Genomic DNA, 10,627 nt, shown 5'->3' with positions numbered 1-10,627 from the left:
AGTCTGTTATTCGTTTTCGATTTCAACTTCCATACCGTTCGTCAGGCGGCTTTGCCCGGTGATAACCACTTGGTCGCCATCCTCCACTCCGGATATGATCTCATATTTATCACCCATACGGCGTCCTAGCTCCACCTTCTGGTAGGATACCTTGCCGTCTTTGCATACATAGATATACCGGTCGCCGGCGCCTGATTGTTTTACGATAGAGCGATCCGGAGCCACCACGTGATCCATATGGCCGAAACTCATTGTCACCCGGGCGAACATACCCGGTCGCACTCGCTCATCCGAGTTGGCGATCTTGATCTCCACGGGGAACGTGCGGGTAGCGGGATCGATCGTCGGGTAAACTAAGTTGACTTTACCCTTGAAAACCTCGTCTCCGTACACATCCAGCCGGATGTCTACCTCATGGCCTTTCTTCACTTTCGTAAAAAGACTCTCGGAGACATTCACCATTAATTTGACCGGACGGATTTCCTCTACCGTATAGATGGGGTTTCCGCCGCTGTACATATCGCCGCTATCGTAGTTGCGGGCGGTTACGACTCCGCTGATCGGGCTTAGCAATTGGGTGTTCTCCACCAAGTTTTTATACGTCTCGCGAGCCACTTCCAAGGAAGTCTTTTGGGCATCCCAAGCGGATTTGGAAGCACCGCCTACCTTATACAACTCGTCGATACGTTTGAACTCGATCTCTTGGTTATCCAATTGTATCTTCGCTTGCTTTAGGCTTGTAGCGTCCATCTTGGCCAATAACTGCCCGGCTTTTACATGGTCGCCTACCTCGGCGAAGATTTTCTCGATACGGAATGGGGTTTGGGGAGCGATATTATTTTTGATATTCGCTTCCACCGTAGCGGTAAATTCACTGAGTTGCTCCACGTCTTGAACAGAGACCGTCTCCACTTTCACCTTTACTTTCTCATTCTGTGTTTCCGTGGCTTCCTCACTCTTATTACCCGAGCAAGACATCAGCAGGGCCAACGTAGCTATCGGTATTACTTTCAGCATTTGACTTGTCTTCATATAATTGTTCCTAATTATTATCTATTAAACTTTCAATTTTTAATTTTCAATTCATCTGTCCGTTACCTAATACTTTCTCCAGATCCGCCTTCGCTACCATATAGTCGTAGATAGATTGGTTGAAGTTCAACCGGGCCTGCGTCAAGGCAAGTTCGGCATCGTTCATCTCCAGCCATGTACCGGCTCCGGTGTCGTACCGTTTTTGCGAGATCATATATCCCCGTTCCGCTTGCTCGACTCCCTTTTGGGCGGCGTCGAACTTCTTGATACAGGTATTCATATTATCTATGTACTGTTTAACGGCCAACTGCAAATTACGCTTGGTATCGTCCCGTTGCAGGTTTAATTGGTCGATGGAGACTTTCGTCTGCTTTACCTTATAAAATTTACTACCTCCGGAGAAGATAGGAACCGATAACGTGATACCGATCATCGAATAGGGGTTCCATCTGTAATTCTTGAACTTGAAGTCATTGTTCATGGCACTCCATTGATATAGACCGGTCAGCGACAAGGTCGGCAGATAATCGAATTTCTGCATGACCAGCGTCTTTTTTAGCTGTTCCGCCTGAAGGTCTAATTGTTTCAAGTCGGTATTCTCGGATAAGGTTGTATCCGTGGATAGATAGTCGGCGAAGAGGCTGGACTTGAAATCCGTCAGTTGCCCGTCGCAATCGATATTTAAATCCAGATCCATACCCAATAACGCTTTTAACTGCCATTTAGCCAAGGTAAGGGAGTTCTCTGCCTGCAACAGATTAGGCTCTGTATTCTTTACCGTCACATCGGCACGTATCAAGTCGTATTCAGCTACGGTTCCCTGTTCATACTTCCGTTTGATATCCAGATAATTCTCCATGGCATTGTCGTAACTTTGCTTGAATACCCGGTAAGAGTCGCTTGCCAGAAGGACGGCGTAAAAGCTCTTTTTCACTTGGTTCACCATCGCTATCTTAGAAGAGCGAGCTTGCTCCACCGCCAATTCCACGTCTAAGGCCGAGATACTCAAGCTTTTCCATAAGGAGGCGTTCACCAGTGGCATGGAAGCGTTGAAGCCCAAGCTCCAGTTGTTGCTACGTCCTACCTCGAAACCCTCGTCCATACTCGACATGTCCGTGCCTTCGGGCAAGCTGCCGCCTCCCATGTCACCCATGTCGAAATCCATATACATCACCTGTTTCTTCAAGGTACGGTTGTAGTCCCCCGCAAAACTGATCTGCGGAAATAGAGAAGCGTACGAGCCTTTACGTGCGTACTTTTTCTTCTGTATTTCTTTATCGGCAACTTTTACGGTCGGGTTCTCGCTAAGGGCGATCTCTAGCGCTTTCCCAAGATCCAGTTTCAGGGTGTCTTGAGCCAGAACCGGTCTCGCCGCCAGAAAAGGCAATACCATAAATGTGACCAACATCATTTTTCTACTCATCAATAATCGTTTCATTTAGGATAGATTTTGTCTGTGATTAAACTCATTAAGTGTTCGCTATAAATCATAGGATTGTTTGAGATCGAATCGGTCTAGGATCGCTCTTCCCTTCTCGGTACTGATCCCTTTCAGGAATGTGAGGAGGATCGTGTTGTATACCTCGGTGATGGAATGCTTGCAGAAGACATTGGAAGGCCGCAACATCTTCGTCTGCTCTTTCACCAATAAGGCCATGATCTCGAAGTTGATCCCCTCTTGGAACACGCCCTCTTTAACGCCCCGTGTGAACAAGTCCATACACCTCTTACCCATTCTCGCTTTATTCATCTCTATTTTTTGTTGGGCTTTCGGATATTTCTTCAAGTCCTCGTAAAACTTCTCGTTGAACCATCTCGGGTTTTTCATCATCTCCTCATAGAAAAGCAGGATTACTTCCAAGGCATTGAAAGGTTCTTTTTCCAGTCCCGTCAGATATTGTCCGAGCGATTCGGAATTGTGATCGATCCCCTCGATCAGCAAGGTTTCCTTGTCCTCGAACGACTCGTAAAGTGTGCGCTTGGAGATACCAGCCGCTTTCGCTACATCATCCATACTCACACTCTTGATGCCATATTGAGAAAAAAGATCGAACGCCGTATTAATAATCTGTTCTTTTATCATATTCGTTTTTGTTACGTCAAAAGTAGCCGGGGCAATCTCCGTATACAAGTAAAAAGCGCTGACTCGTCCGTTGGAATCGACCAATGACCGGATATTCCCGTCGAATCTATTCGCAAAGGTCTGATATATTTAGAAAACCAGAAAGGTTTATACTGTTACGGTATTGGTATGGAATGAAACAGGATATTGTCAAAAATTCTTGTTATTCGTTCAATTTTGGATGAAAATTGGTTAAAAACGAAATAGTGGGTGGTCTTTGGCTTTTTATTTCTATCTTTGTCCGAGGTGATAATAAAAATCTACAGATAGATATGAAAAATTTACCTTTAATTGAAGTCACTGAGTTAATCAAGGGAATTGAGTCCAGCGACAACTTTCAAGATGATTTATCGATAGCGGATCTGAATGGAGATTTGATTAATTACGAGGAAAAAAGGCTGGAGCATTCCACCCCGATGCGTTTAAATGCCTTGTTGATGATCTTGGTACAGGAAGGTACCGCCGATATCTCGGTAGACTATATTCCATATAAGATAGAGAAGAATACGTTTATAACCTTGATGCCGACTCATATCATACAGGTATCGAAGGTGAGCAAAGACCTAAGAGGGCGTTTGTTGATCGTGTCCAGATCTTTTCTGGATGGATATACTGCCCCGGCAGGGAAAAAGAACTCCATGGTGCATTATATGCAGATCCGTAAGAATCCATGTGCTACGATTAGCGCCGAGGAGACTGAGCATATATCCGGCCAATTCTCCATCTTACGGGAAAAGATGAAGTTGCGTACCCATTTTTTCCAGAAGGAGGCTCTCCAGAACGCCTTAATCGGTTTCTTTATCGAGTTGGCTAATATCTTTATGGGTAAGAAGGAGCTGATGACGGCACCTACACTCTCCCGGAAGGAGGAGCTTTTCGAGCAGTTCCTGCAATTGCTTTTCGAGCATTGCAAGGAGCAGCACGTCGTTACTTTCTATGCCGAGAAATTATTTATTACCCCACAGTATCTTTCGCTTATCTTGAAGGAGCTAACGGGGAAATCAGCGAATAAATGGATTGACGACGCCTTGATCGTCGAGGCTAAGATGCTGTTGAAGGCCCCGCAAGCCACGGTTCAGCAAGTAGCGGATATACTCCACTTCTCCGATCAATCCACTTTCGGTAAGTTTTTCAAGAAGCATATGGGTATATCACCCATGGAATACCGGAAATCATAATCCGGTATTTTCTATACGCTTGCGGAACTTATACCAGTTGATCAACTCACAAGCCCCGTAGAAAATGCTGGCTACACCGAAGATTACGAATGTATTTGCCGCCGCCCCGAACGGGTAGGCAAGAATCATTACTCCGGTTATCAAGATCAAAGCCGGCATCAGGTAGAAGCCCAACGGTACATTGCTCCATTTCCTTGCGGATATCAATGAAACCAATTGCTGTACACCGGCAATTACCAATAAGGCTCCGAGTACGTACATTAATATATTCACGAAGAACTCGGGCATGATCACCAACCACGCTCCGAACAGTACGCTTCCCGCTGCCTCGATAGGAAACATCGGTTTTTCCCCGTTCTCGTTTTTCGGTCGGGTGAAATAGCTGAGGATAGCGAATAATCCCGGTAAAATGAATAGTATACCGATCGTGATAACCAGATAGGTTATGGCTGCTTCCGGCCATAATACCAAAACAAACCCTAATACCATCGCAAATGCGCTACGTAAAACTGCGCCATTAATAGATCTCATATGTTTTTATTTTAGATTTCATTTATAATATGACAAAGGTATATATTCTTTCCGACTTTTTTTACCTTTGTGCGCCATAAAGCAGTATCAGGAAAAACATCGAAATATATCCCTCTTGAATGCATGCTTCGCGTAAAAAGACAAACTTGAAATCATCTAACGAATAATAATACTAAAACAAAAAATGAAGCGTATAGTTTTTTTGGATTACGTGCGTGTGTTTGCGTGCTTCCTTGTCATGGTTGTCCACGCCAGTGAAAACTTTTATGGAGCTGAGGGCTCCACGGATATGGTGGGACCGCAATCTTATCTGGCCAATGAGGCTGATCGGTTGTGGGTAGCCGTATACGATGGTTTCTCACGCATGGCGGTGCCATTGTTTATAATTGTCTCTGCCTTTCTTCTTGCGCCGATGAAGGCAGGGCTGACCTCTTGGCAATTCTACCGTCAGCGTTGTATCCGCATCTTACCGCCGTTTTTCATATTTATGATATTATACAGCACTTTACCCTTGCTGTGGGGGCAGATAGATGCCGAGACATCATTGAAAGATATATCGAGAATATTCTTGAACTTTCCTTCACAGGCTGGACATTTGTGGTTCATGTACCCTTTGATCAGCCTCTATTTATTTATACCCGTAATATCGCCATGGTTGAATAAAGCCACGGCGAAAGAAGAGCGTTTTTTCATCGGCTTGTTTCTGTTGTCGACCTGTATGCCCTATCTCAATCGTTGCTTCGGCGAGGTGTGGGGACAATGTTTTTGGAACGAATACCATATACTGTGGTACTTCTCCGGTTATTTAGGATACCTCGTACTGGCACATTATATACATGTCCATCTTACATGGAACCGTTCTAAACGTCTGGTTATCGGAATCGCCTCGATGGTCGTCGGTGCCTTGCTGACGATTTATTCCTTCTATGTCCAAGCGATACCCGGAGTAACTCTTGTCACACCTGAGATAGAGATCGGATGGGCTTTCTGTACGATCAACTGTGTGCTTCTTACGGCGGGTACGTTCCTCGCTTTTACTTGCATAGGCAATTCGAAATCTCCACGACTCATAACAGAGATGTCTAAACTCAGCTACGGTATGTACCTTATGCATATATTTTGGCTCGGATTGTGGGTAACGGTGTTTAAGCACGACTTAGCCTTGCCTACTGTCGCCGCCATACCATGTATTGCGGTAAGTACATTTATCTGCTGTTATGTGACGACAAAGATTATCTCATTAATACCGGGCAGTAAATGGATTATAGGATGAATATAGGATAGCTCTGTCATTTGGCGCGGTTACTTTGTAAACAAGATGATAAGATTACCTGTTATTTGGAAAAAATCGTATATTTACGATATTCAAATAAATCCCGGGTAATAATGATGACGAGAACAGTTTTTATACTTTTGATATCGAGCCTTTGTACGCTAAGTTATTGTACGCCGAGGACCGAGCCTGCTCAAACCGAGGTCTTAACTCCTGTGGATTCTATATCGAAGGATTCCGCTGTGATCATGGAGACTTTGCCTCCCCATATCGAAATAGAGAAAGAGCTGCTTTACGATAAGCATACTTTAGAAGATACTTACCCCTATAAAGATACGACACGGGAGTTCCAGTGGGAGAAAATGAAAGAAAGATTATCCTTATTGGAGTCGATCCAAAAGGAGCCGTCTCAATGGGCGATCTTGCAGAACTATAAAAACAGGAATGGAGAGGCTCCTCTTGTAAAAGTCTTCAAGAGAGATGCCTATAAGAGGGTTTCCGATACGCTTGGTGTAGAACGCTATCAATCCGTCCCGCTTTATTTGCTGACTGATACCGTGATTCCCGAGATCTATGGACGTGACGGTAGCTTGGTTCGTATCAAGGCGATGGATGAGGATTCTAAATTCGCTCGTATACAAACCGTGTATGATGGGGAGGAGGAGTGGTATGCTCCGAAGAAATATATCAAGCAAATAGGGGATACGGTAGTCTTCGATAAGGCGATCTTCGTGGATCGTCATAACCAGAATATCGCGACCTTGGAGCACGTCGGCTCAAAATGGTTGGTTCGTAGCATGAACCCTGCGACTACCGGACAGCATCGTCCTCCTTATGCGCAGGAAACCCCGTTGGGAATGTATGTTCTCCAAGAAAAAAAGTCTCGCATGATCTATTTGGTAGACGGTTCCAAGGAGACTGGCGGATTCGCTCCTTATGCCAACCGTTTTACGAATGGGGCGTATATCCATGGCGTACCGGTCAACGCTCCTCGTAAATCGTTGATCGAATATAGTCCTTCGTTGGGAACGACACCACGGTCTCATATGTGTGTGAGAAACGCGACTTCGCATGCGCAATTTGTTTACGATTGGGCGCCTGTTAATAAGACGATTGTTTTTGTATTAGAATAAAAATCATAACTTTGCGGCGTTATTGTTTTTTAGTATGCGAAGGATTTTCTTGTATTTGTTTTTTATTGTCTTGTCTGTAGGTTCAATTTCAACCGGTGGCGTTTTGCGTGCCCTATCTCCGGAAACGGGATCAACGTCTGTGGCGGTTATGGGGCGCCAATTATATGAGGAGATGCGATTGGATCAATGGGTTTGTTTCGATGCGTTTATGCAGGGGCTTAGAGGTTCCGAGAAGATTGATCGGAAAAATAAGGATATCCTTACATTGATCGATTTCTCTAAACCTTCTACGGCGGAGCGTATGGTTGTATTGGATATACGGCAAAAGAGAATACTTTACACCTCTTTGGTTTCTCACGGTAAGAATAGCGGAGGGAATTATGCGACCTCTTTCTCGAACGAGAACGGTTCCCATAAAAGCTCTTTAGGATTTTATCTGACGGAAAATACGTACCAAGGCCGGAATGGCTATTCGCTTATCCTAAATGGATTGGAAAAAGGAATAAATGATTTGGCTAAGCAAAGGGCGATTGTAATTCATGGCGCCTCTTATTCCGATCCTTCTGTGGCAGCTTCCTCGGGTCGGTTAGGACGTAGCTTTGGTTGCCCTGCGTTGCCTGTATCTGTCAGTAAGCCAATTATTAATACGATAAAGAATGGAACCCTTTTATTTATTTACGCCAACGATAAGAACTATCTGACGCAAAGTTCCATTCTATCCACTCAACAAGAAAATGATATTTTTCATGAAAAAAGTTACCAAAAAGTTTTGTAGTTTAAAATAAAGGCGTACCTTTGCACCGCAATCAGAGATAAACACTATGAATTGCAAAACGGGGTGTAGCGCAGTCCGGTTAGCGCACCTGCTTTGGGAGCAGGGGGTCCCAAGTTCGAATCTTGGTACCCCGACTTAGAAAAAGGGAAATGGTTGATATTCAGCTGTTTCCCTTTAACTGTTTTAATACCCCCGGGACAGGAATGGGACATAAGTTATCAAAGTGCCTCGTTTTAACATAACGGGACGATTTTGAGACAGGAAATGTCTGTAATATTTTTAGTGTAAATGTCTTAGCGTTGATTTTAATTTAAAATTGACGTTAAAAAAAAATGCCTAAAAGGAAACAAAGTTCGAGTGTTTTGAGCATCGTAGCTTATACTCCGCCTCAATTATATGTCGGTGTGGAATGGTATATCGGATTTATGGCCTTCGATCCAGCAAAGGGAAAGATGCGCCGAAAAAAAATCAAGCTTAATCATATTTCGAAAATAGGAGAGAGGAGGAGCTATGCAAAAGATTTGATCAATCGTCTTTCGGAACAACTTCGAAGAGGTTGGAACCCATGGATTGAGCGGGAATCAGCATTATCTTATGTATTTATTGATGATGCCATAGAACATTTCTTTCGGATACAGAAAAAATATTTGGATGATGACATTATCCGAGAAGCTACTTATGTGGAATATCAATCAAAGATTAGGAATCTCAAGAAATACAATGAGTCGTTGAAACAGTCGGCTACGTATATTTACCAAATTGATCAGCGCTTTTTGCAAGAGTTTTTGGATCATATATACATTGATCGCGGCAATACGGCCAAAACTCATGATAACTACATAAGGGTTTTGAGTGTATTTTGTAAATTCCTAGTACGCTCTGGATATCACAAAACGAATATGGCCGAAGGTTTGCAAATTTTAGGAAAGCGGCATTATCAAAAAAACAGGACAGTCTTGTCTATAAAAGATCTTGAGCGCTTACGGAACTACTTGATGGGGAATAATAAACATTTCTTGCTAGCCTGTTACATTGAATATTATTGCCTTATTCGCCCTAAAGAGATGTCAATGCTGAAAATAAGGGATATATCGTTTAAGAATCAAACGATTTTAGTTAGTGGTGATATATCGAAGAACCGAAAAGATGCGGTGGTTACATTGAATAAAAAGGTTATTCAATTGATGATAGATTTGAAAATCTACCAATATCCGATGAATTATTATCTTTTCTCAGATTCTTTCAAACCAGGAGAGAGTGGAAGAACCGAGAAACAGTTTAGGGATTATTGGTTATCTCATGTTATGAGAGATTTAAAGTTCCCGAAGGATTATAAGTTCTATTCCCTAAAAGATTCCGGAGTTACAATGATGCTTCGCCAAAATGTGGATGCTCTGTCTGTACGTGATCAAGCTAGGCATTCCTCAATATCAATAACGGATATATATACGCCACATGATTTGAAGGAGGCGAATCCTTTGTTGACGGATTTTGATACGGGATTTTAATGAAAATATGATCTGGTCGTTGTTAATAGATTACATTCCTAATAATCTCATCATCATCTCCACTTTCCTCTCCAAGGCACGATAATCGGCCAGTGTCACCCTTGGGGGTTCCGGGGGAAGATCGTCGGGAGGTTCGGGGGAGGCATCGGCGGCTATCATTGGCCTCACCGCTTCCTCCATGTCGGTATCCTCGTCAAGCAATACGGTCTCGGCGGCTACCGGATCGTCGATCTCCTCATAGTGCCCGGGGAGTTCTTCCAAGGGGGTATCCAGCCTGTCGCCGCCTAGGTGATAGGTCTTGCCCAGATAGATTTCCGGTCCGGCTATCCATCCGTCACTGATACGGCGGAAGACCTTGCCGTCCTCCGCTATCAGATGCTTGTTGTTCGATTCGTCTGTTCTCATGACTCCGTTTTTTCTGATATGGGTTTGATACGACTTGCGTAAGCGGACCAGTTCGTGGCCATCTTATAGGTATCTACCGCCTCGTCCGGCACGTAGATCGGACAGGAGTTACCGTTCGTCAAGGCTCCGTAGGAGAGGGTGAAGGGAGTAGTGGATAGAACGCTGATAAAAATCAGCTTGGAGCAACCAACTATCAATGATGAATTGTAGATTACCTTCGCCCACGATGCCAGCGGAGTCAGATCAACCGAGACGAGTTTAGAGCAGTCATTCAACAACTCTGAGGCATTCGTGACATTAACCCACGATGCCAGCGGAGTCAGATCAACCGAGGTGATATTGGTGCAGCCAGACAGCATATTTCTGACGTTATCAACTTTCATCCATGATGCCAGCGGGGTCAGATCAACCGAGGCCAAGCTGACACAGCCATGCATAAAATAATTTGCGTTAAACACATTAACCCACGATGCCAGCGGGCTCAGATCAACTGAGGTGAGTTTGAAGCAAGCAAACAGCAACCTTGAGGCATTCGTAACGTTCACCCACGATGCCAGCGGAGTCAGATCAACCGAGACGAGTTTAGAGCAGCCATTCAACAACTCTGAGGCATTCGTGACATTAACCCACGATGCCAGCGGAGTCAGATCAACCGAGGTGATATTGGTGC

General features: G+C 44.2%; 11 protein-coding genes and 1 tRNA gene. 6 read left to right on the top strand and 6 right to left on the bottom strand.

Annotation, left to right across the window (positions count from 1 at the left end; genetic code table 11):
- Positions 1 to 6: 6 nt before the first annotated feature.
- Genes ACESPU_RS13440 through ACESPU_RS13430 form a run of 3 tightly spaced genes read right to left on the bottom strand, consistent with a single transcriptional unit; the run spans position 7 to position 3,115 of the window.
- On the bottom strand, positions 7 to 1,032 hold the full coding sequence (locus ACESPU_RS13440; RefSeq protein ID WP_008774010.1) for an efflux RND transporter periplasmic adaptor subunit: 1,026 nt from the start codon (positions 1,030 to 1,032) through the stop codon (positions 7 to 9).
- 46 nt (positions 1,033 to 1,078) lie between these two features.
- Positions 1,079 to 2,470, bottom strand: coding sequence for a TolC family protein (locus ACESPU_RS13435; RefSeq protein WP_008778062.1), 1,392 nt, complete (start codon positions 2,468 to 2,470; stop codon positions 1,079 to 1,081).
- Between the two features lie 42 nt (positions 2,471 to 2,512).
- Positions 2,513 to 3,115, bottom strand: a complete 603-nt coding sequence (locus ACESPU_RS13430) for a TetR/AcrR family transcriptional regulator (protein ID WP_005866074.1) — start codon at positions 3,113 to 3,115, stop codon at positions 2,513 to 2,515.
- A gap of 311 nt (positions 3,116 to 3,426) precedes the next feature.
- Here ACESPU_RS13430 and ACESPU_RS13425 point away from each other — a divergent pair, with 311 nt between their 5' ends.
- The gene (locus ACESPU_RS13425; RefSeq protein WP_036612287.1) at positions 3,427 to 4,332 is read left to right on the top strand and encodes an AraC family transcriptional regulator; all 906 of its coding nucleotides are present in this window, start codon (positions 3,427 to 3,429) and stop codon (positions 4,330 to 4,332) included.
- Here ACESPU_RS13425 and ACESPU_RS13420 read toward each other — a convergent pair.
- Positions 4,327 to 4,863, bottom strand: a complete 537-nt coding sequence (locus tag ACESPU_RS13420; RefSeq protein WP_005866076.1) for an HdeD family acid-resistance protein — start codon at positions 4,861 to 4,863, stop codon at positions 4,327 to 4,329. The genes ACESPU_RS13425 and ACESPU_RS13420 overlap by 6 nt on opposite strands.
- Before the next feature lie 184 nt (positions 4,864 to 5,047).
- Between ACESPU_RS13420 and ACESPU_RS13415 the strand changes: the two genes are divergently transcribed.
- The 5 genes from ACESPU_RS13415 (at position 5,048) to ACESPU_RS13395 (ending at position 9,552) form a co-directional block, all read left to right on the top strand.
- Complete coding sequence (locus tag ACESPU_RS13415) at positions 5,048 to 6,136, top strand: acyltransferase (protein WP_005861985.1); 1,089 nt, start codon at positions 5,048 to 5,050, stop codon at positions 6,134 to 6,136.
- A gap of 113 nt (positions 6,137 to 6,249) precedes the next feature.
- Positions 6,250 to 7,269 (top strand): L,D-transpeptidase, encoded by a 1,020-nt coding sequence (locus ACESPU_RS13410; protein WP_005866078.1) that lies wholly within the window; start codon positions 6,250 to 6,252, stop codon positions 7,267 to 7,269.
- Positions 7,270 to 7,303: 34 nt separating this feature from the next.
- Positions 7,304 to 8,044 (top strand): murein L,D-transpeptidase catalytic domain family protein, encoded by a 741-nt coding sequence (locus ACESPU_RS13405; protein WP_005866080.1) that lies wholly within the window; start codon positions 7,304 to 7,306, stop codon positions 8,042 to 8,044.
- Between the two features lie 59 nt (positions 8,045 to 8,103).
- Positions 8,104 to 8,178: transfer RNA gene (locus ACESPU_RS13400), tRNA-Pro, on the top strand.
- A 228-nt stretch (positions 8,179 to 8,406) separates the two neighbouring features.
- Positions 8,407 to 9,552 (top strand): tyrosine-type recombinase/integrase, encoded by a 1,146-nt coding sequence (locus ACESPU_RS13395; RefSeq protein ID WP_373133425.1) that lies wholly within the window; start codon positions 8,407 to 8,409, stop codon positions 9,550 to 9,552.
- A gap of 30 nt (positions 9,553 to 9,582) precedes the next feature.
- On the opposite strand, the gene ACESPU_RS13390 is transcribed toward ACESPU_RS13395, so the two are convergent.
- Entirely contained in the window at positions 9,583 to 9,957 is a 375-nt protein-coding gene (locus tag ACESPU_RS13390; protein WP_373133424.1) for a hypothetical protein, read from the bottom strand.
- Positions 9,954 to 10,394, bottom strand: a complete 441-nt coding sequence (locus tag ACESPU_RS13385) for a hypothetical protein (protein WP_373133423.1) — start codon at positions 10,392 to 10,394, stop codon at positions 9,954 to 9,956. Before ACESPU_RS13385 ends, ACESPU_RS13390 begins: the two co-directional genes overlap by 4 nt.
- Positions 10,395 to 10,627: the final 233 nt, after the last annotated feature.

Source organism: Parabacteroides sp. 20_3 (assembly GCF_964238835.1).
Classification (GTDB): Bacteria; Bacteroidota; Bacteroidia; order Bacteroidales; family Tannerellaceae; genus Parabacteroides; species Parabacteroides distasonis.
This window is presented reverse-complemented; position numbering and strand designations above follow the sequence as displayed.

What these genes read in the sequence shown, in the direction of transcription:
- ACESPU_RS13440 (WP_008774010.1), bottom strand. Translation starts at nt 1,032, where the DNA reads ATGAAGACAAGTCAAATGCTGAAAGTAATACCGATAGCTACGTTGGCC.
- ACESPU_RS13435 (WP_008778062.1), bottom strand. Translation starts at nt 2,470, where the DNA reads ATGAAACGATTATTGATGAGTAGAAAAATGATGTTGGTCACATTTATG.
- ACESPU_RS13430 (WP_005866074.1), bottom strand. Translation starts at nt 3,115, where the DNA reads ATGATAAAAGAACAGATTATTAATACGGCGTTCGATCTTTTTTCTCAA.
- ACESPU_RS13425 (WP_036612287.1), top strand. Translation starts at nt 3,427, where the DNA reads ATGAAAAATTTACCTTTAATTGAAGTCACTGAGTTAATCAAGGGAATT.
- ACESPU_RS13420 (WP_005866076.1), bottom strand. Translation starts at nt 4,863, where the DNA reads ATGAGATCTATTAATGGCGCAGTTTTACGTAGCGCATTTGCGATGGTA.
- ACESPU_RS13415 (WP_005861985.1), top strand. Translation starts at nt 5,048, where the DNA reads ATGAAGCGTATAGTTTTTTTGGATTACGTGCGTGTGTTTGCGTGCTTC.
- ACESPU_RS13410 (WP_005866078.1), top strand. Translation starts at nt 6,250, where the DNA reads ATGATGACGAGAACAGTTTTTATACTTTTGATATCGAGCCTTTGTACG.
- ACESPU_RS13405 (WP_005866080.1), top strand. Translation starts at nt 7,304, where the DNA reads ATGCGAAGGATTTTCTTGTATTTGTTTTTTATTGTCTTGTCTGTAGGT.
- ACESPU_RS13390 (WP_373133424.1), bottom strand. Translation starts at nt 9,957, where the DNA reads ATGAGAACAGACGAATCGAACAACAAGCATCTGATAGCGGAGGACGGC.
- ACESPU_RS13385 (WP_373133423.1), bottom strand. Translation starts at nt 10,394, where the DNA reads ATGCATGGCTGTGTCAGCTTGGCCTCGGTTGATCTGACCCCGCTGGCA.